The organism is Myxococcus qinghaiensis, assembly GCF_024198215.1.
Classification (GTDB): domain Bacteria; phylum Myxococcota; class Myxococcia; order Myxococcales; family Myxococcaceae; genus Myxococcus; species Myxococcus qinghaiensis.
Window position 1 is genome coordinate 1 of sequence record NZ_JAKCFA010000039.1, and the last position, 26,912, is coordinate 26,912.

General features: G+C 68.4%; 27 protein-coding genes. 9 read left to right on the top strand and 18 right to left on the bottom strand.

Annotated features, from left to right (window positions below):
* Positions 1-129 precede the first annotated feature (129 nt).
* The 3 genes from LZ199_RS42915 to LZ199_RS42925 are packed head-to-tail and all read right to left on the bottom strand — an operon-like array spanning position 130 to position 1,426.
* Positions 130-780 (bottom strand): hypothetical protein, encoded by a 651-nt coding sequence (locus tag LZ199_RS42915; RefSeq protein ID WP_253999616.1) that lies wholly within the window; start codon positions 778-780, stop codon positions 130-132.
* Positions 777-1,091, bottom strand: coding sequence for a DUF1844 domain-containing protein (locus LZ199_RS42920; protein WP_253999617.1), 315 nt, complete (start codon positions 1,089-1,091; stop codon positions 777-779). The genes LZ199_RS42915 and LZ199_RS42920 overlap by 4 nt, the downstream gene beginning before the upstream one ends.
* A complete protein-coding gene (locus LZ199_RS42925; protein WP_253999618.1) occupies positions 1,088-1,426 on the bottom strand; it encodes an RNA polymerase subunit sigma in 339 nt (112 codons plus the stop codon). Before LZ199_RS42925 ends, LZ199_RS42920 begins: the two co-directional genes overlap by 4 nt.
* Before the next feature lie 93 nt (positions 1,427-1,519).
* Between LZ199_RS42925 and thiE the strand changes: the two genes are divergently transcribed.
* Genes thiE through thiD form a run of 3 tightly spaced genes read left to right on the top strand, consistent with a single transcriptional unit; the run spans position 1,520 to position 3,699 of the window.
* Positions 1,520-2,176 (top strand): thiamine phosphate synthase, encoded by a 657-nt coding sequence (gene thiE, locus LZ199_RS42930; RefSeq protein WP_253999619.1) that lies wholly within the window; start codon positions 1,520-1,522, stop codon positions 2,174-2,176.
* Positions 2,177-2,197: 21 nt separating this feature from the next.
* Positions 2,198-2,962, top strand: coding sequence for a gamma-glutamyl-gamma-aminobutyrate hydrolase family protein (locus tag LZ199_RS42935; RefSeq protein ID WP_253999620.1), 765 nt, complete (start codon positions 2,198-2,200; stop codon positions 2,960-2,962).
* Positions 2,959-3,699 carry a bifunctional hydroxymethylpyrimidine kinase/phosphomethylpyrimidine kinase gene (gene thiD / locus LZ199_RS42940; protein WP_253999621.1) on the top strand — a complete coding sequence of 247 codons (741 nt, stop codon included), beginning with the start codon at positions 2,959-2,961 and terminating at the stop codon, positions 3,697-3,699. Before LZ199_RS42935 ends, thiD begins: the two co-directional genes overlap by 4 nt.
* Before the next feature lie 15 nt (positions 3,700-3,714).
* Here thiD and dnaB read toward each other — a convergent pair whose 3' ends face one another.
* From dnaB to LZ199_RS43000, 12 genes are all read right to left on the bottom strand, one after another.
* Positions 3,715-5,082: a replicative DNA helicase gene (gene dnaB / locus LZ199_RS42945; protein WP_253999622.1), complete on the bottom strand. Its 1,368-nt coding sequence runs from the start codon at positions 5,080-5,082 to the stop codon at positions 3,715-3,717.
* A 99-nt stretch (positions 5,083-5,181) separates the two neighbouring features.
* Entirely contained in the window at positions 5,182-5,952 is a 771-nt protein-coding gene (locus tag LZ199_RS42950) for a LytR/AlgR family response regulator transcription factor (RefSeq protein WP_253999623.1), read from the bottom strand.
* Positions 5,949-7,088 (bottom strand): sensor histidine kinase, encoded by a 1,140-nt coding sequence (locus LZ199_RS42955; protein ID WP_253999624.1) that lies wholly within the window; start codon positions 7,086-7,088, stop codon positions 5,949-5,951. Before LZ199_RS42955 ends, LZ199_RS42950 begins: the two co-directional genes overlap by 4 nt.
* 11 nt (positions 7,089-7,099) lie before the next feature.
* Entirely contained in the window at positions 7,100-8,281 is a 1,182-nt protein-coding gene (locus tag LZ199_RS42960; RefSeq protein WP_253999625.1) for an acyltransferase family protein, read from the bottom strand.
* Positions 8,282-8,464: 183 nt separating this feature from the next.
* Complete coding sequence (gene rplI, locus LZ199_RS42965; RefSeq protein WP_253999626.1) at positions 8,465-8,908, bottom strand: 50S ribosomal protein L9; 444 nt, start codon at positions 8,906-8,908, stop codon at positions 8,465-8,467.
* A 27-nt stretch (positions 8,909-8,935) separates the two neighbouring features.
* The gene (rpsR, locus tag LZ199_RS42970) at positions 8,936-9,334 is read right to left on the bottom strand and encodes a 30S ribosomal protein S18 (RefSeq protein WP_141648007.1); all 399 of its coding nucleotides are present in this window, start codon (positions 9,332-9,334) and stop codon (positions 8,936-8,938) included.
* 50 nt (positions 9,335-9,384) lie between these two features.
* Positions 9,385-9,867 carry a 30S ribosomal protein S6 gene (rpsF, locus tag LZ199_RS42975; protein ID WP_253999627.1) on the bottom strand — a complete coding sequence of 161 codons (483 nt, stop codon included), beginning with the start codon at positions 9,865-9,867 and terminating at the stop codon, positions 9,385-9,387.
* 275 nt (positions 9,868-10,142) lie between these two features.
* The gene (gene pth, locus LZ199_RS42980) at positions 10,143-10,718 is read right to left on the bottom strand and encodes an aminoacyl-tRNA hydrolase (RefSeq protein ID WP_253999628.1); all 576 of its coding nucleotides are present in this window, start codon (positions 10,716-10,718) and stop codon (positions 10,143-10,145) included.
* A 72-nt stretch (positions 10,719-10,790) separates the two neighbouring features.
* Entirely contained in the window at positions 10,791-11,471 is a 681-nt protein-coding gene (locus LZ199_RS42985) for a 50S ribosomal protein L25/general stress protein Ctc (RefSeq protein WP_253999629.1), read from the bottom strand.
* Positions 11,472-11,647: 176 nt separating this feature from the next.
* The gene (locus LZ199_RS42990) at positions 11,648-12,598 is read right to left on the bottom strand and encodes a ribose-phosphate pyrophosphokinase (RefSeq protein ID WP_253999630.1); all 951 of its coding nucleotides are present in this window, start codon (positions 12,596-12,598) and stop codon (positions 11,648-11,650) included.
* 45 nt (positions 12,599-12,643) lie between these two features.
* Positions 12,644-12,943: a septation regulator SpoVG gene (gene spoVG, locus LZ199_RS42995; protein WP_046715132.1), complete on the bottom strand. Its 300-nt coding sequence runs from the start codon at positions 12,941-12,943 to the stop codon at positions 12,644-12,646.
* Positions 12,944-13,076: 133 nt separating this feature from the next.
* Positions 13,077-13,454, bottom strand: a complete 378-nt coding sequence (locus tag LZ199_RS43000; RefSeq protein ID WP_407667345.1) for a DUF5658 family protein — start codon at positions 13,452-13,454, stop codon at positions 13,077-13,079.
* 204 nt (positions 13,455-13,658) lie between these two features.
* Here LZ199_RS43000 and LZ199_RS43005 point away from each other — a divergent pair, with 204 nt between their 5' ends.
* From LZ199_RS43005 to LZ199_RS43025, 5 genes are all read left to right on the top strand, one after another.
* The gene (locus LZ199_RS43005; RefSeq protein WP_256569837.1) at positions 13,659-14,258 is read left to right on the top strand and encodes a thymidine kinase; all 600 of its coding nucleotides are present in this window, start codon (positions 13,659-13,661) and stop codon (positions 14,256-14,258) included.
* Between the two features lie 45 nt (positions 14,259-14,303).
* Positions 14,304-15,119: a uracil phosphoribosyltransferase gene (locus LZ199_RS43010; protein WP_253999632.1), complete on the top strand. Its 816-nt coding sequence runs from the start codon at positions 14,304-14,306 to the stop codon at positions 15,117-15,119.
* 13 nt (positions 15,120-15,132) lie between these two features.
* On the top strand, positions 15,133-15,666 hold the full coding sequence (hpt, locus tag LZ199_RS43015) for a hypoxanthine phosphoribosyltransferase (RefSeq protein WP_163862068.1): 534 nt from the start codon (positions 15,133-15,135) through the stop codon (positions 15,664-15,666).
* A gap of 232 nt (positions 15,667-15,898) precedes the next feature.
* Entirely contained in the window at positions 15,899-16,726 is an 828-nt protein-coding gene (gene aqpZ / locus LZ199_RS43020) for an aquaporin Z (RefSeq protein ID WP_267145182.1), read from the top strand.
* 151 nt (positions 16,727-16,877) lie between these two features.
* Positions 16,878-17,534: a LysE family translocator gene (locus LZ199_RS43025; RefSeq protein WP_253999633.1), complete on the top strand. Its 657-nt coding sequence runs from the start codon at positions 16,878-16,880 to the stop codon at positions 17,532-17,534.
* 20 nt (positions 17,535-17,554) lie between these two features.
* Here the strand turns inward: LZ199_RS43025 and LZ199_RS43030 are convergent, their stop codons facing one another.
* The 3 genes from LZ199_RS43030 to LZ199_RS43040 form a co-directional block, all read right to left on the bottom strand.
* Positions 17,555-18,229 carry a site-2 protease family protein gene (locus tag LZ199_RS43030; protein ID WP_253999634.1) on the bottom strand — a complete coding sequence of 225 codons (675 nt, stop codon included), beginning with the start codon at positions 18,227-18,229 and terminating at the stop codon, positions 17,555-17,557.
* A 52-nt stretch (positions 18,230-18,281) separates the two neighbouring features.
* Positions 18,282-19,703, bottom strand: coding sequence for a hypothetical protein (locus LZ199_RS43035; protein WP_253999635.1), 1,422 nt, complete (start codon positions 19,701-19,703; stop codon positions 18,282-18,284).
* 95 nt (positions 19,704-19,798) lie between these two features.
* Complete coding sequence (locus tag LZ199_RS43040; RefSeq protein WP_253999636.1) at positions 19,799-25,834, bottom strand: FG-GAP-like repeat-containing protein; 6,036 nt, start codon at positions 25,832-25,834, stop codon at positions 19,799-19,801.
* A gap of 394 nt (positions 25,835-26,228) precedes the next feature.
* Between LZ199_RS43040 and LZ199_RS43045 the strand changes: the two genes are divergently transcribed.
* Positions 26,229-26,879: a GNAT family N-acetyltransferase gene (locus LZ199_RS43045; protein WP_253999637.1), complete on the top strand. Its 651-nt coding sequence runs from the start codon at positions 26,229-26,231 to the stop codon at positions 26,877-26,879.
* Positions 26,880-26,912 lie beyond the last annotated feature (33 nt).

The window sequence follows — 26,912 nt, forward strand, 5'->3', positions numbered from 1 at the left end:
GAGCCACCAACGCGGCGCCCTGGACGGCCTGAGCCAGCCCCATGTAGCGATCTCCAAGAGCGAGATCGCCACACCCTCAACCAGCTTGGTAGCCCCATGCAAGGGCTACCTAACTGATCAGCATTGCAGCTAGCCGTCGGCCGGGCTGTCCTGGGCGACGAGCGCGTCCCGCACGGTGTCGCTGCGGAAGTACTGGCCGAGCAGGGCGAAGGTGCCCGCGATGACGGCCGTGCCCAGCACCGTCAGGCCCAGGGCCATCCACGGGGCCACGCTGGTGAGGACCTCGGCCGTCGTCGGGTCCTGGTACTCGGGGCGCTGGGTGAGCGTCTGGGTGAGGGTGACGCCCACGCGCCGGGACACCACGGCCCACTGGGCGCCGTCGATGGTGCGCAGCACCGCCACGGTGAGCGCGGCGCGACCGAGCATCTTGCGCAGGGCCTCCCGGGGTAGACCGTCCGCGCGGAGCATGTGGGAGGCGGACACGAAGACGAAGGCGCACGCCACGGCGAGCACGCCCATCAGCACGGCGCGAGGCTCCCGCATGGGCTCCAGGGCCTGGTACTGGGCCTCCAAGAGCTTCTGGAGGATGGCGGGGTCGCTGCCCAGGAGGAACGGCGGGCCGGCCTCCATGTGGCGGGAGCGGACCTCGTAGAAGTGGGCCATTTCCATGGCCTCGTTGAGCGCGCCCCAGCCGGTGAAGATGGCGAGCACGACACCCACGAGCGCCGCGAAGCGGATGCGCCCAGGCAGCTTGCCCGAGCGGAGAACAGGCGCCGTCACCGCTTGCTCGCCTCCACGAAGCGCAGGCGAAGATCCACGAGCAGGCTGTCGAAGAGCTTCTCCTCGTCCGCCGTCAGGTTGCCCCGCGTCTTCTGCCGCAACATCGACAACAGGTCCAGGTTCTGCCGGGCCAGCGGCAGGTCCTTCGACGTCTGGCCCGTCTCCGGGTTCGGCGTGTCACCCAGGTGGATGAGCACCGCGGTGCCCAGCCCCATGATGAACGTGCTGAGGGAGATGGCCTCCTCGGACGCGGAGCGCGCTTCCCCCCGCATCACGAAGGTCTCGCCGCGCTTCTCGTCCACGGGGCTCATGGGGTGTTCGGCTCCTCGCCACCCTCGGCGATGTCCTTGAGCGCGGCCTCGTCGGTGGAAACAGGCGACTCGTCGGCGACGTCGGAGGACTCGTCCTCGTCCTCTTCGTCCTCTTCGTCCGCCTCGTCCTCCTCTTCGTCGAGGTCGTCCTCTTCGTCGTCGTAGTCGTCCGTGACGTCGTCGTCCATGAACGTCTCCACCGGCGTGGCCTTGTCCGCCACATCCGGCAGGCCCTTCACGTGGCGCTCGAACGCCTTCTCGTCCAACTGGCCCGAGCGCAGGTACCGCTCCGCGGTGCGCTTATCGAGATACTTGGGGTCCACCGTGTCCGCCATGTTTCAAATCCTCGGAATTGCTTGGAAAATAGCGGGCTACCTTATAGCAGAGGGGGCATCTGTCAACGCCGCCGTCCCGCCTTCCTGGTGCCGATGAACGCCCCGCCTCGTCCGCTGCTTCCCCCGGGCCCGTATCTGCTGTGCGACGACACCGTCCGGGGGGACATGCCCCTGGTTCTCAAGGCCGAGCGGATGCTCGCGGGGGGCGCCCGGGTGGTGCAGCTGCGCATGAAGCGCACGCCGATGCGAGAGGCCCTGGTGGTGGCCCAGCAGGTGGCCGCGCTGTGCCGGCAAGCGGGCGCGGTGTGCCTGCTCAACGACAGGGTGGACCTGGCGCTGCTGGCGGACGCGGATGGCGTGCACGTGGGCGACGAGGACCTGCCTCCGGAGGCGGCGCGTGCGCTGCTGGGGCCCGGCCGCCTGGTGGGCGTCACGGTGCGCGACGTGGACGGCGCGAAGGCCGCGCGGGAGGCAGGCGCGGACTATGTGGGCGTGGGGCCCGTCTTCGGCACGACGACGAAGCAGGTGCCCGCACCGGTGCTGGGGCTGGAGGGGCTCGCGCGGGTGGTGAAGGGAAGCCCGCTGCCGGTGGTGGGCATTGGGGGGGTGGGGCTCGAGAACGTGGCCTCCGTCGCGGCGACGGGCGCGCATGGCGCGGCGGTGGTGTCGGACGTCCTGCTCGCCCTGGACATCGCCGAGCGGGTGCGCCTGCTGACGGGCGCGTTTGAACGGGGACGTGTGGGGGGGTAGGGTCGACCGACGGACTCCCCCATGAACAATCATCCGCGTCACCATGGCCAGCCGCCCCGGCGGCCCAACATCGGCATCACCCCGGACTGGGCTCAGCCCGAGGATCAGCCCTTCGCGCGGTATGAGTTGAAGGTGCCCTACGCGGACGCGGTGCTGCGCGCCGGGGGCCTTCCCTTCGTGCTGCCGTACGCGGACGACCCCACGTGCGTGGACGCGTATCTGGACCGCGTGTCGGGGCTGCTCGTCACCGGCGGCGCCTTCGACATTCCTCCCGAGGCGTATGGCGAGACGGCGCGCGAGGGACTGGGCGCGCTGAAGGAGGGGCGCACCGCGTTCGAGGCGGCGCTGATGCGCGGGGCGCTCAAGCGCAACATGCCGGTGCTGGGCGTGTGTGGCGGCATGCAGCTGCTCAACGTGGTGCTGGGCGGCACGCTCTTCCAGGACATCGGCCGCGAGGTGCAGGGCGCTCGTGAGCACGAGCAGAAGCATGACCGCACCCAGCCGCAGCATCCGGTGGAAGTGCGCAGCGGCTCGCTGCTGGCGGAGGCGGTGGGGCACGGCCAGCTCATGGTGAACTCCACGCATCACCAGTCGGTGCGGAGCCCCGGGCGCGACGTGAGCATCTGCGCGATGGCGCCGGATGGCGTGGTGGAGGCGATTGAGTCCACCGCGCATGTCTTCGCCGTGGGCGTGCAGTGGCATCCCGAGTACATGGCGACGACGATTCCCGTGCACGTGGGGCTTTACAAGTCGTTCATCCAGAAAGCGCGAGAGCACCGGCGGTGATTCCTCGCGTCGTCCTGTTGGCGGGGCTCGAGCCCACGGGAAGAGCGGGGCTGCTGGCGGATGTGGCGGCGGTGCGTGCGCGCGGAGGGCAGCCGGTGGCGGTGCCCCTGGCGCAGACGGCGCAAGGACGGGCGACGTTCTCCTGGGTGGCCTCTCCGCCGCGCGTCATCCATGCGCAGCTGGTCGCCGCGCGCGAGCTGGGCGACGTCCACGCGGTGAAGTGGGGCATGGTGCCCGGCCTCGCGCAGCTGGAGGCCGCGAGCGCCGCGCTGGCCGGGACGCGGGCGTGGTGGGTGGTGGACCCGGTGGTGCGGACGTCGCGAGGGCAGCCTTTGTCCCGCCTGTCCGCCCGGCGCTACCTGTCGCTCGCGGGCCCGCGCGTCATGCTCACCCCGAACCTGGACGAGGCCGGGTGGCTCCTGCGCAGGCCCGTGCCGGACACCGTGGTGGCGGCGCGTGAGGCCGCGCTCGCGCTGGTGGAGAAGGGCTTTGGCGCGGTGCTGGTGAAGGGGGGACACCTGCCGGATGCGCAGGGGCTGGCGGACGTGCTGGCCACACCGGAGGGCGTCCGCGTGCTGAAGGGCCAGCGACTGGAGCGGGCGCCGGAGCGCCGTGGCACCGGGTGTCGACTGGCCTCCGCGCTGGCGACGGAGTTGGGGCGCGGGCTGACGCTGGAGGCCGCGACGCGCGCGGCCCGGGCGTTGGTGGTGCGCTACCTGCGCACGGGCGTGGAGTAGCGCCGGACTCCCGCGCTACTCGCCTCGGCTGCGGCTCTCGAACCGGGTGTATTCCGAGAGGAACACGAGGTCGACGGAGCCGATGGGGCCGTTGCGCTGCTTGGCGACGATGAGCTCCACGGGGATGACGGTGCTCGTGGGCGCCTGCGGGTTGCCGTCAGGGCCTTCTTCCGTCTCTTCGCGGTGGATGAACATCACCACGTCGGCGTCCTGCTCGATGGAGCCCGACTCACGAAGGTCCGACAGCATGGGCTTGCCGCCCTTGCGCTCCTCCACCTTACGGTTGAGCTGACTGAGCGCGATGATGGGGACCTCCAGCTCCTTGGCGAGCTGCTTGAGCGCGCGGGAGATTTCGGCGACCTCCAACTGACGGCTCTCCACCTTGCCCTTCTGGTGCATGAGCTGGAGGTAGTCGATGACCAGCAGCGACAGCCGGGGGTCCTTCTGCTTCACGCGGCGCGCCTTGGCGCGCAGGTCGAACGGGGACAAGCCACCCGAGTCGTCGATGTAGATGGGCGCGTTGTAGAGCGCGCCCGCCATCTCCTGGAACTTCTCTTCGTCGTGAGGCGAGAGCCGGCCGCCGCGCAGCTTCTTCATGTCCACGCGCGCGGTGGACGCGAGCAGACGCATCAGGAGCTGGTCCGCGGGCATTTCCAGGCTGAAGATGCCGACGGCCTTGTTCTCCTTCAGCGCCGCGTGCACCGCGATGTTCATCGCGAAGGACGTCTTGCCGATGCCGGGACGCGCCGCGAGGATGATGAGCTCGCCGGCGTGCAGCCCCGTGAGCTGGTTGTCCAGGTCGATGTAGCCGGTGGACAGGCCGGTGATGCCCGTCGCCGCCGCCTTCATCTTGTCGAGCAGATCCAGCGTCTGCTCCATCAGCTCGCTGACCGGCCGCAGGTCTCCTTCGCGCTTCTTCTCCGCGAGGAGGAACACCTTGCGCTCGGCCTCGTCGAGCAACACCTCCAGCTCGCCCGTCTCCTGGCTGGCGAGGTCCTGGATTTCGCGGCCGACGTGCGCCAGCCGGCGTCGCAGCGCCTGGTCCTTGACGATGTTCGCGTACTGGACGGCGTTGGAGGCCAGCGGCACCACCTGGTCCAACCGCATCAGGTACGCGGGACCGCCCACGGCGACGAGCTGCCCGAGGACCTTCAGCTCCTCGGACAACGTCAGGTGGTCGACCTGCTGCTGCTTGCCATCCAGGCGAATCATCGCCGCGAAAATCTGCGCGTGTGCTGGGCTGGAGAAGTCGTCCGCGTGGACTACTTCGCCTACGGCGGAGATGAGCGAGTTGTCCGCGAGCACGGCGCCGAGCACTGCACGCTCGGCGGCCAGGTCCTCGTGGACCTTTCGCCCATCTCTGAGGTCGAGGGAGTTCTCCATGTCTGCCCGCCCACTCTACAGGCCGCACTGACATGGCCGAAATTATCCGCCACAGACCTGTAGCGGCGGGTGGGGGAAGGAAGGTGGACCTACCCGCCGCTACCCTTCCATGCCCCAGCGCTGGAGGAATGCTTCACGCCACGTACGGCTGAGCACCACCGTGGTGCCGTTCTTCAGGACAAGAATTCCATCGCCGTGGCTCCACGGCTCCAGCTTCGCCACCGCGTCCAGATTGATGATGTCGCCGCGGTGCACGCGCACGAAGCGCTCCGGATCCAACCGCTCCTCCAATGCGCGCAGGCTCTGGCGCACCAGGTGCTCCGCCTGGGCCGTGTACACGCGCACGTACTTGTCCTCGGAGGACAAGCGCCACACGTCTTCCATGCGCAGGGGCACCCAGGCCTCGCCCGCCTTCACCACCAGCCGCTCCAGCGCCTTCCGAGGCGTCGTCGCGGCCACCTCTCGCAGCAGGGCCTGGAGCCGGGTGGCCTCCGAGCCTCCGCCGAGCAGCAGCGCATGCGCCTTGTCCAGCGCGCGGGCGAAGCGCTCGCCGTCGTAGGGCTTGAGCAGGTAGTCCACCGCGTGGGCTTCGAAGGCCCGCAGCGCGAAGCCGTCGTACGCGGTGGAGAAGATGACAGCGGGGCCAGGCCCCGGGCCCAAGGCCTCCAGCACCTCGAAGCCCGTCAGGCCGGGCATCTGCACGTCGAGGACGACGAGGTCCGGCTTCAGCGACTCGATGCGCGTGAGCGCTTCGGTTCCATCCGCTGCCTCGCCCACCAGCGTGAAGCGCGCCTCGCCCTCCAACAGCCGCCGCACCTTGGCTCGGGCGGGCGACTCGTCATCCACGGCCAGCACGCGGAAGGTCGTCATGGGCGCGCTCCCCGGGGCAGGGTCAGCGACACGCGCGCGCCACCCTCGGGTCCCTGTCCCTTCTCCAGCCGGGCCCGCCCGCCATGCAGGAGCGCGAGGATCTGCTCCAGGTGCGCCAGCCCGACTCCGGGGCCGGTGGCGGGGGATTCACCGCCGAAGCCCCGGCCCGTGTCCTCGACCTCCAGTCGCCACGTGTCCGCCGCTTCGTGGGCACGGATGCGCACCTCCAGCGGCTCCACGCGGTCCTGGTTGTGCTTCACCGCGTTCTCCACCAGCGTCTGCAGCGCGAAGCAGGGCACGCGCGCCGAGTCCAGGCCCGGCGCCACGCTCCAGTTCACCGTGAGCCGCTCTCCGAAGCGCGCCGACAGGAGTCCCACGAAGCGCGCGGTGTGCATGCGCTCCTCGGCCAGCGTCCACGTGGGCTCCGCGCGCTCCAGGCTGGCGCGCAGCACGTGGCCCAAATCGCTGAGCAGCCGGTCCGTGCGCTCCAGGTCCTCGTACATGACGGAGCTGATGGTGTGCAGCGAGTTGAAGAGGAAGTGCGGGTGGAGCTGGCCGGTGAGGGACTGGAGCTGCGCGGACCGCAGCTCGCCCTCCAGCTCCGCCTCGCGCAGCGCCCGGGCATGCTGGTTCCTCCAGGCCTCGAAGAGGCTGATGAAGGTGACGGCGAGCCCGTAGACAATCAGGTCCTTCGACACCTCCATGGGCAGGCGGAAGGCCATCGGTCCGTACTCGTACTCGCCCCAGCCCAGCAGCGGGTAGAGCAGGTAGCGGACTCCCAGCATCACGAGGATGTGCACGCAGGTGTAGAGCGCGAAGCCCACCGTGTGCAGCCCCAGGAAGCGTGCCCACCCGGCGGCGCGCGGGGACGAGGCGTTCAGCGCCGCGGTCTGGATGATGGGCAGCGCCACCCAGGCCGAGAGCGCGCCGGTGATTTCCCAGAGGAAGGCGCGCGAGGCGGGCAGGGTGTCATGGCCGTTGGCGAGCTGATCCAACCTCACCGCCGCGCCATACGACACTCCAACGACGAGGCAGAAGGCCAACACCCCGAGCACCGAGCGCGGTCGGAAGCGGGGCCATTGCCAGGCCTGGGACGGCGACACTTCGAGGACGGACGTCGGGAGGGTGTCGGCCATGGGCGCTTTCGTCACGCAGTATGCCCCGTGGGCACGTCCTGGAGCTTCACTTCGGGACGGGGCGCCACCCGGGCCTTCAACCCGAAGAACGGCCTCAACCAGGGCAGGCGGGCCACCAGCTCGCTCAAGGCCCAGCTGATGAGGAACGTCGTGACGAGCACGCAGCCGAAGAGGCTCCACGGCCCCACGGGAAGCCGCAGCATCGCGAAGCCCACCACGATGATGACCGTCTGGTGGAAGATGTAGAACGGGTACGACAGCTCCTGCGCGTGCTTCACCCACCGGCTCCCGGTGCGCACGCAGCGGCGCGCCCAGCCCAGCGCGGTCAGGATGAAGAGCCACTGGGCCGACGTGCCTCCGAGCACCTCGGGCACCAGGGCGAACTCGCTCTCCGGCACCATGATGGCGAAGAGGACCGCCGAAATCCCCAGCAGCCACCACCGGCGCTCCACCAACACGTCCCAGACCCCGGGCGCGCGGCCGAGCAGGTGGCCCAGGAGGAAGAGCAGGCCGTAGTGGCCGAAGGTCCTCGGGTCGTCGAGCAGCGCGTGCGTCTCCGGGAAGCGGTGCAGCAGCACGTCGTTGACGAAGAGCGGGACGAACAGCCACCCCAGATTCACGCCCCGGCACAGCCAGGCCTCGACCTTCGCGAGCCACGCCTGTCCGCGCCCCGTCCCCAGCGCCCAGAAGAGCGGCAGCGCCAGGAGGCAGTAGGCGAAGAGGTAGACGACGAACCACAGGTGATGCCAGCTCAGGCTGCCCGCGGGGTAGGGCACGAAGCCGAAGACGGACGGATAGAAGTCCGCGTAGCTGCCCTGGAAGGTCCCCCGCAACACGCGCTCCACGTAGATTTGCGGCGGCACGATGACGAGCATGCCGAACACCACCGGCAGCAGCAGTCGCCGCGTCCGGTCTCCCGCGAAGGCGCGCAGCGAGCGCCGCTTCAACGCCAGCGCCGTGCCCACGCCGGAGACGACCATCAAGAGCGGCATGCGCACGTGGTGCAGCACCTCCATCATCGGCTCCAGCGCTGGCAGCAGCGTGGGCGCCTTGATGTGCCAGTCCCACCGGTTGAACATCATCCCGGTGTGGAACAGGTGCAGCACGAGGATGGCGACCACGCGGAGCCAGTCCAAATCAGGGCGGTGGGCGTCAACGTGGGACGGCAGCGGGGCGGGTGCGGGCGTGCTCATGGGCGAGCCTCCTGTGCCTCAGGGATACCCACCCGCTTCAACGGCCTCCACGCGCATGTCGCAGGACGGACCGGCCGCGGCGCCAGCCGGACGTGCCCGGGGCCAGGCCCGCAAAATGAAAAGGCCGCCCGGGTTGCCCCGGACGGCCTTCTCAAGACCACGGTGAGGTGGAGTCGCTTGCCGTTACTCGGCGGCGACTTCGACCTTGATCTTCGCCACCACGTCGCGGTGCAGACGCAGCTCGACTTCGTAGTGGCCAATCGACTTGATGGGGTCGGCCAGGTGGATGGCGCGACGGTCCACCGTCTGCCCCTGGGCCGCCACGGCCTCGGCGATGTCCAGCGCGGTGACGGAGCCGAACAGCTTGTCCTGATCTCCGACCTTGCGCTTGATGACGACCTTGATGGAGCCGACCTTCTTCGCCTGCTCCTCCGCGGCGCCCTTCAGCTTGGCATTGCGGGCGGTGATGACCGCCTTCTCGTGCTCGAGCTGACGGAGGTTCTGCTCGCTCGCCAGAACCGCCTTCTTGCGCGGCAGCAGGTAGTTACGGCCGAAGCCGTCCTTCACGGTGACGAGCTCCCCGGACTTGCCGAGGTTCTCGATGTCCTCACGCAGAATGACCTTCATGTTCAGTCTCCTGAGCGGACCCGGCGGTTAGCCGACCACCGCGTTGTAGGGGAGCAGGGCGATGCCGCGCGCGCGCTTGATGGCCGTGGCCACCTCACGCTGGTGCTTCGCGCAGTTGCCGGAGATGCGGCGGGGGATGATCTTGCCGCGCTCGGTGACGAAGTACTTCAGCGTCGCCTGGTCCTTGAAATCCACCGACGCGTTCTTCTCCGCGCAGAAGCGGCAGACCTTCTTGCGGCCGAAGCCACGGCCACCGCCGCGCTTCTCGTCATCGCCGCCCATGCCACCACGGTCTCCGCGATCTCCACCGCGGTCGCCGCCACGGTCTCCACCGCGATCACCGCGAGGCCCACCGCCGCCGCCGAAGCCGCCACTGCGGCCGCCCGACGACGAGCCGCCCGTCTTGCTGTCCGTTCCGTTGCTCATGAACTTTCTCGTTTCCTGGATAGGTCCCTAGAGAATGTCCAAGGTGGCGCTCAGGCCTCCTCGGACGACTCCTCCTCCGCCTCGCCCACGGACTCCTCGGCCACGTCGACGCCTCGGAATCCGCCACCCTCACGCGGCTCGGGAGCGCCCGGACGGGTCTCCTCCACGTCGCCGGCGAGCTTCAGGTCCTCGAGGACCGGACGCGTCTCGGGGTCCACCTCATCCGCCAGCTTCACGGAGATGTAGCGGGTGACCTCATCGAGGTTCTTCAGGTTGCGCTCAATCTCCGCCACCAGACCCGAGCTGCCCAGGTAGCTGGCGTGCACGTAGATGGCGCGGGGCTGCTTCGCGATGGGGAACAGGGTCTTCTTCTTGCCCCACACCGTGAAGCGGAGGACCTTGCCACCCTCGCGGGAGACGATGCCACGGACGCGCTCCTTGAGCTTGTCCACGTTGTCGTCGGTCAGGTCCGGCTTGACCAGGAAGATGGTCTCGTACTCACGAAGCCGCTTGGCGGCCTGCGTCTCTGCCATGTTTTCTCTCCCCTTGGGGTCGAGTGCCCCCCGGACAATCCGAGGAGCGGGGAAACGGCGATTGGCCCCATGGCCACCACCGGGAACGGGAAACCGCGCGCCCGTCACCCTCGCGCTACGTCCCGTGCACCAACACGGGAAGCTGAAAAAGAACATCCCGCTGGTTGAACCACCCCAGCGAGCGAACGGGCCTTCTAGGGGGGCCCCCCGGGCAAGTCAAGCTCCCGGAAGGTCCGCCTGTCCGCCCCCCTGGCCCACGGCGCCCCGAGGGGGCCTCAGGCCTTCCGGTTGAAGCGGTTCATCGCCACCGACAGCCCCTCGCGCACCCAGCACTCCGTCATGTCCATGGCGCGGTCCATCAGCTCGTCCAACTGGCGGCGCTCCCCGTCGTCGAAGTTGGACAGGACGTAGCCGGCCACGCGCTCGCGGGCGTTGGGGCCCTCCGGCTTGTCGATGCCGAAGCGCAGGCGGATGAACGCCTCCGAGCCCAGGCTCGCGACAATGCTCTTCAGGCCGTTGTGGCCGCCGCTGCCGCCCCCCGCCTTGAGCTGCAGCCGGCCCAGGGGCAAGTCCAGCTCGTCGTGGATGACGAGCACGTCCTCGGGCGGGATTTTGTAGAAGCGCGCCGCCTCGGCCACCGAGCGGCCGGACAGGTTCATGAAGGTCTGCGGCTCGACGAAGAGGATGCGCTCGCCCGCCAGGGTTCCCTGGCCCACCTTCGCGGCGAACTTCTCCTGGTTCAGCTCCGCGCGCGCCCGGGACAGCAGCGCCTCCACCACCATGAATCCGATGTTGTGCCGGTGCCGCTCGTACTCGCGCCCCGGGTTGCCCAGCCCGCAGATGAGCTTCATGGGAGGCTCCAAAAAGAAACGGGGCCAGCCTCAGGGAGGCCAGCCCCGTGTCCAGGGTACACCGGAAGACGACTACTTCTTCGCGGGAGCCTTGGCCGCCGCCGCGGGGGCCGCCGCCTTGTCGCCGGCCTTCGCCGCCGGAGCCGCCGCGGCAGGAGCCGCCGCAGCCGCCGCGGGAGCCACCTCGGCCGCCTCGGGCGCGGCGACGACCGCCACGGTGTAGTTGACGTTCGACTTCACCGACACGCCGGCCGGGAACTTCACGTCGTTGATGTGCAGCGCCTCGGCGATCTTCAGCGCCGTCACGTCCACCTCGATGCGCTCGGGGATGGCGTTCGGCAGCGCCCAGACCTGGATCTCACGGCGAATCTGGCTGAGCAGACCGCCCTCCGCCACGCCCACCGACTTGCCGACGAGCACGAGCGGCACGTCCACCTTGACCTGCTCGTTCTCGCGCACGCCGATGAAGTCCACGTGCAGGATGTCCCGGGTGACGGGGTCCATCTGGTAGTCCTTCAGGAGGACCTGCTGGTCACCGCCGGCCAGCTTCAGCTGGATGAGGGTGTTGAACTTGTGCGGGGTGTTGATGGCCGCGCGCACGGACTTCGGGTCCACGGCGATGTGCACGGGCTTCTGCATGTGCTTGCCGTACACCACGGCGGGCACCAGGCCCTGGGCGCGCAGCTTGCGGGCAAAGCCCTTGCCAGAGCCTTCACGCGACTTCGCCTCGAGGGTGGTCTTTTCGACGGACATGGAAATACCTTTGGAGATGGATACCGCGGTGACCACCGGCCACCCTGGCGCCCTCGGCATCCCGCCCCGGTGGCGGGCCCCGAAGACGGCGCCGCGAAGGGGACCGTTGGAGGAGGCCGGACATGCCAGCCCCCGGACAGGGAGTCAAGTCGCCCGACGGCCGGGCGCTTCGCTTCTCAGACGAACAGCGAGCTGAGCGAGTCGGCCCGGTGGATGCGGGCAATGGCCTCGCCGAAGAGCCGCTCGGTGGTGAGCACGCGAATCTTCGTGCACGCCTGCGCCGCGGCCGACAGCGGCACCGTGTCCGTGAAGACGACCTCTTCGAGCACCGAGTCGGTGATTCGCTGGATGGCGGGCCCGGAGAGGATGGGGTGCACCGCGTAGGCGACCACGCGGCGGGCGCCCTTGGCCTTGAGCGCCGCGGCGGCCTGCGCGAGCGTGCCGGCGGTGTCCACCATGTCGTCCACCAGCACGGCGTCCTTGCCGGACACGTCGCCGATGAGGTTCATCACCTCGGAGGCGTTGGGGCGCGGGCGGCGCTTGTCGATGATGGCCAGGCCCGTGTTCAGGCGCTTGGAGTAGGCGCGCGCGCGCTCCACGCCACCGGCGTCCGGCGACACGATGACCAGCTCCTGCGACTCCGGGAAGCGCTTGCGCAGGTCCTCCAGGAACACCGGCGAGCCGTACAGGTGGTCCGAGGGGATGTTGAAGAAGCCCTGGATCTGCCCGGCGTGCATGTCCATGGACACCACGCGCTCGGCCCCTGCCACTTCCAGCAGGTCCGCGACGAGCTTCGCGGTAATCGGGGTGCGCGGGGCGACCTTCCGGTCCTGCCGGGCATACCCGTAATACGGGATGACGGCGGTGATGGAACTCGCGCTCGCCCGCTTCAGGGCGTCGCAGATGATGAGCATCTCCATCAGGTGGTCGTTGGTCGGCGGGCTCGTCGACTGGAGGATGAAGACGTCGTGGCCGCGGACGTTCTCTCCAATCTCGACGTGGATTTCTCCGTCGGAGAAGCGACCCACCTCCGCCTTGCCGAGCGGACGCTTGAGGTACTCACAGATTCGGTGAGCCAGGCCGGGATTCGAGCTCCCGGCGAAGATCTTGAAGTCGCGCGGCTGCATGATGGGCCCGCTGACTAACCTGGACACGCGCGGATGTGAAGGCCGTTAGTCGAGATCTGCTGGCATCGGACCGAGCATCCCGGCTTGCGCCTGATGGAGGTGCCGCTCGTACTCCATGAGAATGACACGCTCCATCTGGCTGCGTGTGTCCGCGTTGAGCGGGTGGGCTATATCCTTGTACGTCCCATCCTTGCGCTTCTTCGCCGGCATCGCGATGAACAGCCCCGAGGAGCCGTGGATGACCTTCAAGTCGCGAATGACGAAGCAGTGATCCAGGGTGATGGTGACGTACGCCTTGAGCTTGTCCTCTTCGACCGGAAACACCCGGACGTCGGTGATGTTCATGGTCCCCCCCCGAACCCGAAAGGTCGGAGCTGGCGGGAAGCCTGGGACATACCGGGTGCAAAATGCAAGGGTATGGTGAAGGAGAACCCTCACCATTGTTCCACTCGCTCACAGTCCAGAGGGATTGGCGGGACTACCCAAGGGCTCCTGGCCAGTGCATGACCAGGTGGGTCAGAAAAGCCAGATGGTAGACGACGATGATGCCGTAGACGACGGCCCCCGCTCGGATGGCCAGGCGGCTGGCGCGCAGGCGTCGGTGCAAGCACAAGAGCCACAGGCCGGTGTTCACGATGAGCAGCTTGGCGAACATGAAGAAGAGCGGTGACTGCTCGTAGGCCACGCGCATGAGAGGGTTGAGCTCCTCCGCCACGCCCAGCTGAAGGAAGAGCAGGGTGAAGAGCCCGTCCATCAGGTTGAGCATCAGCAACGCCACCGAGGCGGGTGACGCATAGAAGGAAGCCATTCCACCGCGGACCGCGCCCCGAACCTGCTCCATCGTCGTCGTCGCCACGCCCTGCCTCCCAGTCCCGACCTTCCGGAGGCGTTCCCTTTCAAGTGGCTTGCCAGCGCCCGGATGGGCCGAGGAAGGGCAGGCGGGCAGGCGCGCCCCGGCACGCCTCCAGGCCCTGTCACGAGGACGCGCTTGGCGGTTGACTCCCGCGGGGGGGTGACAGAGTATCCGCGCCCCTCCGCCCCCAGGCCAGGCGAGCGTCCCTTGCACCAATTCCCCAAAGATATCGGGTGGATAGAGGTCATTTGCGGTTCGATGTTCTCCGGTAAGACGGAGGAGTTGATCCGCCGCATCCAGCGTGCCGTGTACGGCAAGCAGAAGGTGCAGGTGTTCAAGCCCCGCATCGACAACCGGTACGACGAGACGCAGGTGGTGAGCCACTCGAAGCAGCGGGTGACCTCCACGCCGGTGGAGCGGGCTGAAGAGATTTTTTACCGGTTGGAGCCCGACACGCAGGTGGTGGGCATCGACGAGGTGCAGTTCTTCGGCGCCGAGGTCGTCGCGGTGGTGGAGGCGCTGGCCAACAAGGGCCTGCGCGTCATCTGCGCGGGACTGGACCAGGACTACCAGGGCCGTCCCTTCGAGCCGATGCCGCAGCTGATGGCGGTGGCGGAGTACGTGACGAAGGAGCTGGCCATCTGCGTGGTTTGCGGCAATCCGGCCAATCGCTCCCAGCGCATCGTCTCCAGTGGCGAGCGCGTGGTGGTGGGCGCGGCGGGCGCGTACGAGCCCCGCTGCCGCAAGTGTCACGTCCCGGAGCCCACCGAGGGCACGCCGCCGCAGACGCTCGAACTGTTCGACTGACGCCGTTTCGCCCCGGGGCTTTCGGGCACGAGAGGAACCGACCGCATGCGTGACACCCTGTACGCGAACGTGCCCTTCCGGTTGAACGAGATGACCCACCACTATGGACCCCACGTCCACCTGGTGGGCAATCCGTTCCTGCTCTCCCAATTGGCCACCTTGTGCGCCAAGGGCGTCATCCAGCCTCAAATCAACCGGCTGGTGGAGACGCTCTACAGCGACCTGGTGAAGACGGTGGTGAACGCGGAGTTCCCGCGGAAGATGGTCAGCCTGCCGACACGGATGATCGACTCCACCCCGCAGGGGCTCTACCAGGGCGAGGTCATCGACCCGCATGTCCGGGTGGTGACGGTGAACATCGCGCGGGCGGGCACGCTGCCGTCGCAGGTGACGTACGACCTGCTCAACGCCACGCTGGACCCGTCGGTGGTGCGGCAGGACCACATCATCATGAGCCGCATGATTGACGCGGCCGAGACGGTGGTGGGCTCCCAGATTGGCGGCGCGAAGATTGGCGGGGACGTGGATGACGCGCTCGTTCTCTTCCCGGACCCCATGGGGGCCACGGGCGGCAGCCTCTCCACGGCGATCAAGCTCTACAAAGAGAAGGTGCCCGGCACGCCCCGGCGCATCATCACCCTGAACCTCATCGTCACGCCGGAGTACTTGCGGAAGATGACGACGGACCATCCGGACGTGGTCATCTACGCGCTCCGGTTGGACCGGGGCCTGTCTCCGCCGGAGGTCTTCGGCACGGCGCCGGGCGCGCTCTGGGAGAAGGAGCGAGGCCTGGATGACCGGCAGTACATCGTCCCCGGAGGCGGCGGCTTCGGGGAGATCATGAACAACGCCTACGTGTAGCGCGGAGGAAGCCTTGGCGTTCTACGAGCAGGAAGTCGGCGTCCATATTTCCGAGGAGAAGCTGCAGGCGCGCGTGCGGGAGCTGGGTGCGCAAATCACCCGGGACTACGCGGGCAAGGAGCTGACGCTTGTCTGTGTCTTGAAGGGCTCCACGTTCTTCGCCATGGACCTGGCGCGGGCGGTGGACCTGCCGCTGACGTTGGAGTTCCTGGGCGTGTCCAGCTACCAGGGCGGCACGGAGACGACGGGCGAGGTGCGCATCACCACCGACGTCAGCAAGCCGATGGCGGGCAAGCACCTGCTCATCATCGAGGACATCATCGACACGGGGCTCACCATGAGCTTCCTGTTGGAGAACCTGCGGGCCCGGCACCCGGCGTCGCTGAAGTTGTGCTCGCTGTTGGAGAAGCCGGCGCGGGCGCGGACGAAGATAGACATCGACTACAAGGGCTTCGTCATCGAGGACCTCTTCGTCGTCGGCTATGGCCTGGACTTCGGGGAGAAGTACCGGAACGTGCCATTCATTGGCGTGATGAAGGGCAAGTAGCCCCCGAGTCGCCCTCGGCCGTGCGGGGAGAGGGTCGTCTTCCCGCCGGCTCGTGGACTCAGGGGGGCGGAGCGTCGAGCGCCTCGCGTGGATGCCACTCCGCGGGCGTGGAGCGCGGTTTCCGGTTGTCGTCAGTCCGAGCGTGCGCAGCGTCCCAAGTGGGACTGATTGCGCCGCGAGGCGCCAGACGCGAGGAGTCGTGTCCTGGTGTGTGCGGCCTGAGAGAGTGCGCATGCGTTCAGCGACAGACAAGAGACTCCCCGCCGCATCCGCGGCCGGGGTCAATGATTCGATGCGGAGGTACGTGGCGGAGTTCATCGGGACGTTCGTCCTTGTGCTCGGCGGCGTGGGAGCGGCCGTGCTGGCGGGGGACCGCATCGGTTTCCTGGGCGTGTCGTTCGCCTTTGGCCTCTCGCTGCTGGCCATGGTGTATGCGATTGGGCCCATCTCCGGCTGCCACGTGAATCCCGCGGTGACGGTGGGGCTGTCGCTGGCGGGCAAGTTCGAGAACAAGCACATCCTCGGCTACATCGTCGCGCAGTGTGTGGGGGCGGTGCTGGCGGCGGGCGTGGTGCTGCTCATCGCCAAGGGGATTCCCGGGGGCTACCAGGCGTCGATTTCGGGACTGGGCTCGAACGGGTACGGGCTTGCCTCACCGGAGGGCTATGGCGCGGGGGCGGCGTTCCTGGCGGAGGTCATGCTCACGTTCCTGCTCGTGTTGACGGTGCTGGGGGCGACGGACGCGAAGGCGCCGGTGGGCTTCGCGGGCCTGGCCATTGGCCTGGTGCTGACGCTCATCCACCTGGTGGGCATCCCCGTGACGAACACGTCGGTGAATCCCGCGCGCAGCCTGGGGCCGGCGGTGTTCGCGGGCGGGCAGGCGATTGGCCAGCTGTGGATGTTCATCATCGCGCCGCTGTTGGGCGCGGGGCTGGCGGCGGCGGTGTACCGCACCGTGTTCAGCCCGGCGGGCGCCATCACGGCTCGTACGGCCGAGCGCTCGCTGGATGTGGAGCGCAAGGAGCGCGTCGCTCAGGACCGCACCCGTTCGCCGGTGTAGGGGCGAGAGAAGCTGCTTTGCGTGGACGGGCCTTGCTCACCAGCGCCGGGCTCGTCGCGCGCGGGCCACCTGCCTGTGGTTCTCGTGGAGGTGCTTCCGGGGGTATACGGGGGTTGGGAAGGGGCCGTGCCTTCCTGTTCCCTGCTCCGGGATGACGGAGCGAAAGCCCTTCGACATGCTCTTCGAGCCGACGCGCCTGGTGGCCTTTCTTCTCGCGGGACTGGTCCTCAACCTCACGCCAGGGCCGGACACGATGTATGTGCTGGCCAGGAGCATGGGACAGGGCCGCGCCGCGGGTTTCGTCTCCGCGCTGGGCATCTGCGTCGGCTGCCTGTTCCACATCGCGGCGGCGGCCCTGGGCCTGTCGGCGTTGCTGGCGACCTCGGCCATGGCCTTCCTGGTGGTGAAGTGGGTGGGCGCGCTCTACCTCGTGTGGATGGGCGTGCGGATGCTGCTCAGCAACCAAGGGCCTGAGGCGGTGCGGGGACTCCAGCCCGCGAGCCTGTGGCGAATCTTCCGCGATGGTGTCGTCACCAACGTGCTGAACCCGAAGGTGGCGTTGTTCTTCCTGGCCTTCCTGCCACAATTCGTGGACCCGACGCGAGGCTCTCCGGGTCTGCAGTTCGTCGTGCTCGGGCTGTTGTTCGCCGTGACGGGGACCTTGTGGCTCGCGTTCCTCGCGGGCGTGGCGGGCGCGTTTGGCGGCTGGCTGCGGCGCAACCCGCGCTTCGCGGCGTGGCAGCAGCGGATGACGGGGGGCGTCTTCGTCGCGCTGGGCGCGCGGCTGGCGCTCCAGGAGCGCTCCTAGCTGGCGTTGCGTCGCTGCCTTCAGCGGAAGATGGCGGCGCCGAACAGGTAGAGGGCGTAGACCGCCCAGGGCAGCATGACGACCAGCGTCACGAAGTTCAGGCTCGCGGCCCACACCGGGAGGCGCGAGCGCTGGTGTCGCCAGGGGAGCGCCAGCAGCGAGCCACCCGCCAGGAATGGCATGGGCAGCATATTGATGGCGGCCACCTTGGCGCTCACCACTCCCCAGGCCCCAAGCAGCTCGCCGTCGCGCAGCAGGGTGACCAAGCGATCGATGCGGCCGGGGAGCCTTGAGAACTGAAAGGGGATGGTGAAGCCGGTGAGGAACTGGTTCAGTCCCTCGCCGGCACCGAGGCAGGCCATGGCAACCATCATGATGAGGGCCCAGGGCAGGAGGATGATGGCCGCGTGCAGGACGACTGGGAGCTGGTGGAGCCGGTTGTCGGCGGGGGCTTCAGTGGGAGCCTCCTCTGGAGGCCCGTTGAAGCGCACCGAGCTGCCCAGGGGGATGAGCGGATGCACGGCCCACTGGATGCCGCCCAGCGACAGCGTGGTGAGCTTCGGGCCGTAGCCCAGCTTGACCAGGGTGGGCCTGACGCCAAACGAGCTGGCCACGGCCGCCTGGCCCAAGGCCCAGAGGGCGGTGACGGAGAAGGCGAGCATCCAGAGCCAGAAGAGCAGGGCGGCACGTTCCATGGGCGTGCCCCCTGTCTATCACGTGGCGCTGGAAGGCTTCACCGTGCCGGGGTCAGCGGCACGGACTGCTGACGTCTTCCGTCACGCTGGGCAGGTTCAGGGTGATGGACTTGGTGCCCGGGCCCAGGTTGTACCAGGAGATCTGGTGGTGGCCGTTGCCGGTCCCCGAGGGGTTGGCGAAGGCCGCCAGCCGATGGCTGAGCGACTCCGTGAACGTCACGCTGGGATTGGAGCTGATCATGCTGGCGCTGAAGCGCCACGCGGAGACGTTCTCGACGGTGAAGGAGGAGCCGGCCAGGGTGTTCAGGTTCTTGACCCTGCCGCCGTAGCCACCGTCATACATGTTCGACCACCAGCGACCGAAGTCGTTGGGCGGGTCGTTGACGGCGTTCCAGGGGTCTCGGTGGAAGTGATACCAGGCGGCCTTGCCTGAACCGGAGGTGCTCTGGTTCGACACTCCCCAGCCTTCGTTGGTCCTCCCCACCGGGCCGTGGGCCGCGGACCAGTAGTTGGCGAGGCAGCTTCCGTCCTGCAGGTACTTCACATGCAAGGGGATGGAGATCTGGGTGATCATGCTCCCCGCGTTGGTGGTATCGGGGCTGGTGCCCAGCAGCGCCGCGCCCCGGTTGTTGGTGCACTCGGGGCGAAGCTCGAACTGCCAGTACCCCTTCGCGTTGTTCTCACTCACCATGAGCGCCCCGGGGCTGAAGGTCGCTTGCTGCACGCGAATCACGACGTAGTCCGGGCTCGCCTTGCCGTTCTCCCGGTAGACATAGAACGAGCTGTTGAAGCCATACTCCACGGACTGTGACTTCCCTCGCATCGCGCTCCAGTCGGCCCCCGTCAGCCGTGCGCTGAAGCTACCGGCCAGGGTCCGAATGCCATACATGACACCTTGAGGTGGAATGAGCCCGGGGCCACCCACGGAGCGGTTGGTGCGTGCCCGGTGGGCGTCCAGCGTCGCGGCCCAGTCATGTCCCGCCACACCATCGCCGTCGAGGCTCGCGCGGGGCGAGCGCCGCTGGGGCGCGCTCGGTGGACTGGCGGCGGCGGACCTGGAGTCGGTATCGTCGCCCGAGTGGGTCTCCTCGTTGCCGTCGACGAGCGGCGTTCCGTCCAGCACGGTGAGGGCATAGCTGGAGGGCGTGGTGGCCTTCAGGTCCCGGGTGACCATCACCGCGGCGGCCCCTTCGTCCAACTGGCTGCCCACGAGGTCCGACAGCGCCTGGTGGGCCGCGGCATCGGGATGACCGAGCACCAGCATCTTTCCCGCATCCAGGGCCGTGCGCAGCAGGGGCCCGTACTGCTCGGGCTTCGTCGTGGCGCAGTCCACCCAGAGCACCTCCGCGAGCTCCAGGCCGTCCTTGCCGTTCTTGACGGAGACCTCACCCACGTCCTTCAGCGCGTCGAAGTCCTTTCCAACCGGTGCGCCGGTGAAGAGGATCTTCGGCTTCGTCCGTGTCGTCGATTCCATGTGCGTCTGCCCTCCACGTCGTGGAACTGCAACCAGGCCCCGGACGGTCCACCCTCCGGGGCCACAACAGGGTCCGCGAATGACGTCCGTCGGGTTCACTTCATCCCGGGCAGGAGGAACTGCTCCGCGTGCAGGTAGCTGAACGTGTACCCGAGCGACGTGCCGAAGGTGCCCCCCAGCGTGAGCGCGACGAGCTTGCGCATGCCCTCGACTTCGAGCTGCATCGTCGGCCCTCCCGCGACGTTGTAGGACGCCCGGCGCAGCCCATCCGCCAGTCCATCCAGGTCATCCAGCGAGCGGGCCACGCGGCTGAGCGCGGCCTTGCCTCCCGAGGCGACGACGCTGCCCAGCGCCCCCGCCGCGCCGCCGAACACCGCGGCGAACGTGAGGTCCGCGCCCAGGGGGGCACCCGCCACGGCGTTGCCAATCACCTGGCTGGCCACGCCAGAGACCACGCCTCCAATCAGGTCCGTGCCCGCTCTCAGGCCGACGTTGAGCAGGCTCCGGCTCGCGAGGTTGAGGCCCGTCGCCGCCAGCTCCCCCACCGCGGAGAAGCCTCCGGCGATGGCGCCCGCCGCCGCGCCGATGCCCACCTGCGCACCCCAGTCCGCCCAGCTGAACTCCTTGCCAGTGGCGTTGGTGCTGATGTTGTACGCGAGCCCTCCCAGGCCCGCGCCCACCAGGCCTCCCACCGCCATGCCCACGGCGAACGCGGCGACTCCCTGCAGGCCCGGGACGAACGACAGCGCGATGCCTCCGGCGATGAGCGCGATGTCCACCGCGTAGGAGACAATCTGCTCCCAGTTCTTGGAGAACCAGTCGGGCAGCGTGTTGGTGAAGAAGTTCTTGATGCTGCCGAACAGGCCAAAGCCCGACGGGTCGATGAGTGTCATCGGGTCATTGAGGACGTAGGCGTAGCGGTTGTACGCCCCCATCTGGTCCTCGGGCGCGCCGAGCTGCGTGTCGGCGGTGATGAAGCCTCCCAGGAGCGGGCTGTAGTAGCGCGAGGACGCGTAATAGAGCCCCGTGCTGTCCAGTTCCAGGCCGGAGTACTTCCGCCGGAAGTCGTCGCTACCCGAGCGCAGGCGCGGCGTGCCGAACGGGTCGTAGTCCATGGCGCTCGACACCTGACCCCGCTCGTCCGTCACCAGCGTGGTGCTGCGCGTGTTGTTGACGTGGAAGTAGCGGGTGCCCGGCGCCGGCACGCCCGTCTGTCCTCCGGGAGGCGTGCCCGACTCCACGACGGTGACGGACGCGACCAACTGCTCGCCGTCCATCAGGTAGCGCGTGTGTTGCCGCGCGCCTCCGGAGAACGCCACCACCTCGTAGCAGGGCGCGACGTAGTACGTGGTGAGGCCGGACTCCGCCTTCTTCAGCCGGCGGCCGTCCTGGTCATAGCTGAAGCGCACCTCGCCCACCTGCTGGAGCCGGCGCTCGCTGTCGTAGCCGAAGTGGGTGGTGAGGCCCTGGTAGCGCAGCTCGACGAGGCTGCCATTGGCGTCGTAGCGCGTGTGCATCGCGTCCGGGCTGGAGGGAGAGAAGCCGCCGGAGATTTGATGGCCCGTGCGCTCCAGCGTGAGGCCCGCCTTGCGCGTGAGGCTGCAGGCGCCGTCATAGGCATACTCCTGAAGCCCGTAGCCGCCGCCCTGCGCCTTCAGCAGCTGGCCCAGGGTGTCGTAGGTGAAGGTCTGGTTCTGGGGGGCCTCCAGCCTGTCTCTGATGGCGCCCACCTGCCAGAAGGCATCCCACTCCAGGGTGCTCGCCGCCACGGGGCGCTCGTCCTGGCTGAAGACATCCTGGGTCAGCAGGTGGCCGTCTGGCGTGTACGTCCAGGCCGTCCTCACGCCATTGCCATACCGGGCCACCGCCGGGGCCCCGGTGGGGGTGAAGTCAGACTGGACCAGATGCTCCTTCGCGCCCTCGGTCATCTTGAGCAGGCGTTGGAGCGCGTCGCGGTGATAGAGCACCTCCGTCCGGGCGGCGTCCGGGTAGACGATGCGGGAGAGCAGCTTCGTGGGCGTGAAGTCCTGGCCCAGCGTGTACGTCGTGCCCTCCAGCGTCAGCTTCACGGACGTGGTGTTGCCCTCCGTGTCATGGCCATAGACATACGCCGTCCCGTCGGGCAGCTGGACTCCCGTCAGGAGCCCGAGCGAGTGGGGACTGGTCTGCTCGTCATAGGTGTAGTCCGTTCGCTCGCCGCCCACCTGCTTCGACACCATGCGCCGGAGCGCGTCGTGCCGGAAGGTCGTCACCAGCCCGGCGCCATCGGTGTGGGTCCACTGCCGTTGCTCGTCCTGGTACGCGTAGCTCTCCCGCGTGAAGGTGGTGCTGCCCGAGCGGGTGGTGATGGTGGAGTGCCGGTCCAGGCCGTCGTAGGAGAACGCGGTCTCCACCTTGGGGTCCGTCGCGCTCAGGCGTCGGCCCGCGGCGTCGTGGGTGAAGCGGGTGGTGTTGCCGCGGCTGTCCTGCAACTCGTCCAGGCACTGCGCTTCTCCGTAGAAGCCGTGGGTCAGCGTGCGGGTTCGCGGCTCCGGCGACGTGGCGCCCTCGGTGAGCACTACGCGGTTGGCGCGGGGGTATTCGTAGGTGGTGACGTTGGGGGCGGTGCCCGCGCTGGACGCCTCACGGCGCACCACGCGCTCGTATTCGTCGTAGGACAGGGCCTGGGCCCGCTTGGGCGTGTCTCCGCTGAAGTAGGGGAGCGACTGCTCCACGGGCTGGTCATGCGCGTCCAGCACCGTGTCCTCCAGGATGGCGCGGCCCACGAGCCCGCCGTTCTCCATGCCCTGGCTCACCGTGCGCGTGACGCGGCCGAAGCCGTCCACGTACTCCGTCCGCACCGCCCAGACGTCGCGGTTCCACTCCTGGCGCGTCAGCGTCTTGCGGTGTTTGCCCAGGGCGTCCTGGCCGCGCTGGAAGCGCATGGTCGCCACGAGCGAGCCCGTGGGCCCCACGCGCTGGGTCTCCACCGGGCGGCCCAGCCCGTCGTGCTGGTGGACCTCCCGGCCGCCATTGGGTTGTGTCTGGGAGACGAGCACTCCGGTGGCGGCGTCGTACTGGAAGTCGACCTCCAGCGCGCGTCCCGACGCCGTGGCGGGCAGCACGCGCTTGCTCGGGAAGGTGCGCCAGGTGGAGTCGTAGACGTGGGTCACCACGCCCTTGCCCGGGTCCTCCAGGCGCGTCTGGTTGCCCCAGTCGTCGTACTGGTACGAGTAGACCTGCCACGTGTCCCCGCCACTCCAGCGGGAGTGGGTCTTCACGTCCCAGGTCGATTCGTCGAACGTCATGCGCTCCCAGCGCAGCGTCTCGTTGCCCGCGGGGTCCGCGCTGAGTCGGCGCTCCTTCAAGAAGCCGAAGCGGTGCTTCTCCACGTCATTCTGGAAGGTCTGCCGGGTATGGAGGGGCGCGGACGGGGCTCCGGTGGTGCTCTGGGTGATGGACGTGGCGTTGCCGTAGTCGTCGTACTGGAACGACTTGATGCGCACGCAGTCGGGCGTGTCCGTGGCCGCGAAGGTGTAGAGCTTCTTGCGCACGCTGGTGGTCTGGAGCTGGTAGACCCCCGCGCTCGCCGGAGTGCTGTAGTCGTATTCGGAGCGGACCATCAGGGCCCGGTCCGACGCGCGCCGCACCGTCTGCGTCTGCACCGCGTACGTGCGTGGGAACTCCTGGTGGTAGCGCGTCTCGGTGATGACTCCCGCGGGGCCCGTGTGCGGGTCCGACTTGCTCCACGCCGCGAAGCCCAGCCAGCCCCGGCCCTGGAGGTTCAGCCGGGCCCCCGCGTATGTGAAGCCGTGGGAGTAGCGCTGCGCGGACGTATAGACCTGTGCGTACGCCGACACGACGTAACGCGGGTACTGGACGCTGCGGGAGGCGAAGCTCATGCCCACCGTGCCCGTCTGGCTGCCTGGATTGGCGGCCAGCGCATACGTCGCCCCGGGGAGCTGGTTGTTGAAGAGCGCCTGGGTGTCGACCTGCTCCTGGCCCGGTGGCTCGCGGGTGTAGACAGCCGGGTCGGTGAGGGGCTTGTAGGTCAGCTCGAAGCGGCCCCCCAGGCCGTTGGTGATGGTGGAGACCAGGTCGGGGTACTCGGGTGTGGCGGAGAGCAGGTGGGCCGCGCCAGAGCCGTCCACGTGGAGGAGGTCCGCCTTGCCCACGCCTGTTATTCCCAGCGCGGCGGTGGACTCCCCCACCGCGACGAAGGCGGGCACCTGGGACACCTTCGCGTGGTAGCGCAGCGTGCCCGCTTCATTGAGCAGCACGGCGATGCGACTGGGGGTCGATGAGCCGTCGCGTTGGTGTTCCCCGACGATGACCAGGTCGTCCTTCCCGCTGCCGGTGACGTCGGCGGGCATGAGCTGGGGAATGGTGGCGCCGTACTTGAGCCCGGTGCTCCCCAGGTCCTGGAGGATGAAGCCCTTGCCCGTGTTGTGCAGGGCTCGCAGGTGAAGGGTGGTGCCGTCGGTGTAGGGGTTGAGGAGGTCCACCTGCCCGTCGCCGTTCAGGTGGATGGGGATGAGGCTGCCACCCCAGGGGATGCGGGTGCCGGAGGGCAGCAGGGGTGTGCTCTGTTGTTGGAAGCCCTTGCGCTCGGCGTCCGCGCGCAGCCAGGTCAGCTTCAGGAAGCCGCCGTCGTTGGCCGCGTGGACCAGGTCCGTCTGTCCGTTGCCGTCGAGGTCTAGGGGCATCAGGTGCCCGCCGAAGGGGAGCGTCGACGTCGTCGGGCCGTGGGCGGAGGGCGCGAAGGTCCTGCCATTGGAGTACAGGACGTCCAGCTTGAGCTGGGACGCGTTGTTCGTGGCGTAGACCAGGTCCGTGCGGCCGTCCCCGTCGACATCCAGTGAGAGCAGCCGTCCTCCCCAGATGAGGGTGTCGGGCCCCGCGCCATGCACGGCGCCTTCGCGCGCCAGAGTCCAGCGGCCGTTGCGCTCGGTGGCCTTGAAGAGGGTCAACCCCAGCCTGCCGCCGTTGTTGGCCGCGTAGAGCAGGTCCATGTGGCCGTCGGCATCCACGTCGAGCGGACAGAACGTTCCTCCCCACGCCATCGCCGAGCCGCCCAGGTCCACCGGGTGGGGACCGTCCAGCCCGGTGCGGGTGGACAGGTAGAGGTCCAGCCGGAGCTGCTGGCTGACGTGGTAGGCGTGCAGCACGTCCGTGAGGCCGTTGCCGCTGACGTCCATGGGGATGCGAATCCCTCCGGGCATGTTCTTGCCCAGCGAGCGCGAGGGCTGGAAGACGGTGGGCTCGCTCTCGGCCTGGCCCTGCCATGCGAAGGTGGTGCGGGGCAGGGAGGTGTCGCGGGCGTCCGTGGCGACCGACTGGAGCAGGGGGCGCCGGGTGGCCTTGCTGGGCTGGAAGTCGAACCGATACGTGCGGACGAGGACGTCATCGACGAAGGTCTGCACCTGGGAGAGCAGCCGGGCCATGCGGACGGGATGGCCGCCGACATAGCTCGTGGTGACGTCCTGCCGAGTGGTGTAGCCGAAGCGGACCTGTCGCTTCTTCGCGATGGGGCTTTTGACGTTGTCCGTGTATTCGATGACCTTGGGATAGTGGGCGTTGTTCTGCGCGTCGAGTTCGTACGTCACCGTCAGGAAGTTGCCGTGCCGGTCCGTGACGCGGTTGAGGGACCAGAGGCGGATGGAGGGCACGGTGCTGGACGCGGGGACTCGCGAGTCCACGGTCGCCCCGTATTCCCATGTCTGTCCATCCCGGGTGAGGACTGTGAAGGATTGCGGGCCTCGTTGGGCGTCCCATCCCGAGGGGTAGTGCGGGGTCACCTTCCGCCAGGTCTGGATTTCTGTGTGATAGGTTGTCTGGGGTTGCCCGTAGGCGCCCGAGACGGCCATCAATCGCTGTCCATCCAGGGTGAAGCGGTCGTCCAGGTCATAGTTGACGGAGCCGTGCCGACCGTCCTGCGCGACGGTGCGGCCCGCGCGGGTGATGGAGGACAGCCCGCTCAGGCCCCACCCCACGCCGAGCAGTCCGTCCCCGCCGCCGCTGTTGTAGGCGATGCCCAGGGCGGGAGCGAGCCCCGCCGTGCCCGGGGGGACCTTGAGCTCGAAGGCATAGGAGGTGCCGCCGTCCTTGTCGACGCTGAACTGGTCCTTCAATCTTCCGGTGCTGTCTGCCATTGTCTGCCCCCGTGGGTCGCGTGAAGCTCCGCCGTCGACGTCCCCGCCCGGCCAGGAGGGGATGCCGCATGGTCAATGCAGACACAGTCGGGAGCGCGCGCGGTGTGTGCTGGAATTGTGTATGACCAGGAGATTCGGCGGAGTGGGTTGCTTCTCCATGGGCCGAGACGCAGGGGTCGTCCAATTGGATGGGTAGGCCCGGAGTGGGTGGGAGTCTGGTTTGACGGGGCGGTGAAAGTCGAGACAAAGATTGTCAGCTGGGACCTTCGTACGTGGAGAGTGTTTCCCACCAACAGCGTTTGCTGGCAGGGCGGGCGAGGGAGCGGACAGTGCAAGTTGCGCGCGGCGTGCCGTCCTGAGGGGAAGTCCCTATCTTGAGAAGGAGGAGCGACGCATGCCCACTCGGAAGACGATACGCAGGACGTCCTCTCCCAAGCGGAGCACGGCTCAGCGCGCGACTACGAAGCCGGCCACCTCCGAGGCGCCCTCGGGGCGATTCTCGACGCATGAGGTGGATTCGAAGCGCTGGCCCGACTTCGCGCGGCTGTTCGAGAGCCAGGGCGGACCCAAGTACTGCTGGTGCATGGTGTGGCGGGCCGAGGGCGCGGAAGCCCGGCTCGCGGACAATGCGCATCGCAAGGCGGCGATGCAGCGGCGCGTGAAGCAGGGGACTCCGGTGGGGCTGCTCGGCTACCTCGGGGACGAGCCGGTGGCGTGGTGTTCCCTCGCGCCGCGTGACACGTACCGCAAGGGGCTCGGAGGCTTGAATCCGGAGGACGAGGCGCCAGAGCGCGTGTGGTCCCTGGCGTGTTTCTTCGTCACCCGAGCGGCCCGAGGGCAGGGGATTGCGCAAAGACTCATCAAGGCCGCCATCGCCCACGCTCGCAAGCGGGGCGCCAGCGTCGTCGAGGCGTACCCCGTGGACCCCAGCTCACCGAGCTATCGCTTCATGGGCTTCGTGGAGACGTTCGAACAGCTCGGCTTCCAGGAAGTGGGGCGAGAGGGAAGTCGCCGCCACGTCTACCGGTACGAGCTGTCCGCGTGACAGGGAGGGCGAGCCCTGGAGGGGGCCCGCCCG

Excerpts from the sequence above, each read along its gene's own strand:
- LZ199_RS42920 (WP_253999617.1), bottom strand. The coding sequence starts at position 1,091 with ATGAGCCCCGTGGACGAGAAGCGCGGCGAGACCTTCGTGATGCGGGGG.
- LZ199_RS42925 (WP_253999618.1), bottom strand. The coding sequence starts at position 1,426 with ATGGCGGACACGGTGGACCCCAAGTATCTCGATAAGCGCACCGCGGAG.
- thiE (WP_253999619.1), top strand. The coding sequence starts at position 1,520 with ATGAACGCCCCGCCTCGTCCGCTGCTTCCCCCGGGCCCGTATCTGCTG.
- LZ199_RS42935 (WP_253999620.1), top strand. The coding sequence starts at position 2,198 with ATGAACAATCATCCGCGTCACCATGGCCAGCCGCCCCGGCGGCCCAAC.
- dnaB (WP_253999622.1), bottom strand. The coding sequence starts at position 5,082 with ATGGAGAACTCCCTCGACCTCAGAGATGGGCGAAAGGTCCACGAGGAC.
- LZ199_RS42950 (WP_253999623.1), bottom strand. The coding sequence starts at position 5,952 with ATGACGACCTTCCGCGTGCTGGCCGTGGATGACGAGTCGCCCGCCCGA.
- LZ199_RS42955 (WP_253999624.1), bottom strand. The coding sequence starts at position 7,088 with ATGGCCGACACCCTCCCGACGTCCGTCCTCGAAGTGTCGCCGTCCCAG.
- LZ199_RS42960 (WP_253999625.1), bottom strand. The coding sequence starts at position 8,281 with ATGAGCACGCCCGCACCCGCCCCGCTGCCGTCCCACGTTGACGCCCAC.
- rplI (WP_253999626.1), bottom strand. The coding sequence starts at position 8,908 with ATGAAGGTCATTCTGCGTGAGGACATCGAGAACCTCGGCAAGTCCGGG.
- rpsR (WP_141648007.1), bottom strand. The coding sequence starts at position 9,334 with ATGAGCAACGGAACGGACAGCAAGACGGGCGGCTCGTCGTCGGGCGGC.
- rpsF (WP_253999627.1), bottom strand. The coding sequence starts at position 9,867 with ATGGCAGAGACGCAGGCCGCCAAGCGGCTTCGTGAGTACGAGACCATC.
- pth (WP_253999628.1), bottom strand. The coding sequence starts at position 10,718 with ATGAAGCTCATCTGCGGGCTGGGCAACCCGGGGCGCGAGTACGAGCGG.
- LZ199_RS42985 (WP_253999629.1), bottom strand. The coding sequence starts at position 11,471 with ATGTCCGTCGAAAAGACCACCCTCGAGGCGAAGTCGCGTGAAGGCTCT.
- LZ199_RS42990 (WP_253999630.1), bottom strand. The coding sequence starts at position 12,598 with ATGCAGCCGCGCGACTTCAAGATCTTCGCCGGGAGCTCGAATCCCGGC.
- spoVG (WP_046715132.1), bottom strand. The coding sequence starts at position 12,943 with ATGAACATCACCGACGTCCGGGTGTTTCCGGTCGAAGAGGACAAGCTC.
- LZ199_RS43010 (WP_253999632.1), top strand. The coding sequence starts at position 14,304 with ATGCGTGACACCCTGTACGCGAACGTGCCCTTCCGGTTGAACGAGATG.
- aqpZ (WP_267145182.1), top strand. The coding sequence starts at position 15,899 with ATGCGTTCAGCGACAGACAAGAGACTCCCCGCCGCATCCGCGGCCGGG.
- LZ199_RS43025 (WP_253999633.1), top strand. The coding sequence starts at position 16,878 with ATGACGGAGCGAAAGCCCTTCGACATGCTCTTCGAGCCGACGCGCCTG.
- LZ199_RS43030 (WP_253999634.1), bottom strand. The coding sequence starts at position 18,229 with ATGGAACGTGCCGCCCTGCTCTTCTGGCTCTGGATGCTCGCCTTCTCC.
- LZ199_RS43035 (WP_253999635.1), bottom strand. The coding sequence starts at position 19,703 with ATGGAATCGACGACACGGACGAAGCCGAAGATCCTCTTCACCGGCGCA.
- LZ199_RS43040 (WP_253999636.1), bottom strand. The coding sequence starts at position 25,834 with ATGGCAGACAGCACCGGAAGATTGAAGGACCAGTTCAGCGTCGACAAG.
- LZ199_RS43045 (WP_253999637.1), top strand. The coding sequence starts at position 26,229 with ATGCCCACTCGGAAGACGATACGCAGGACGTCCTCTCCCAAGCGGAGC.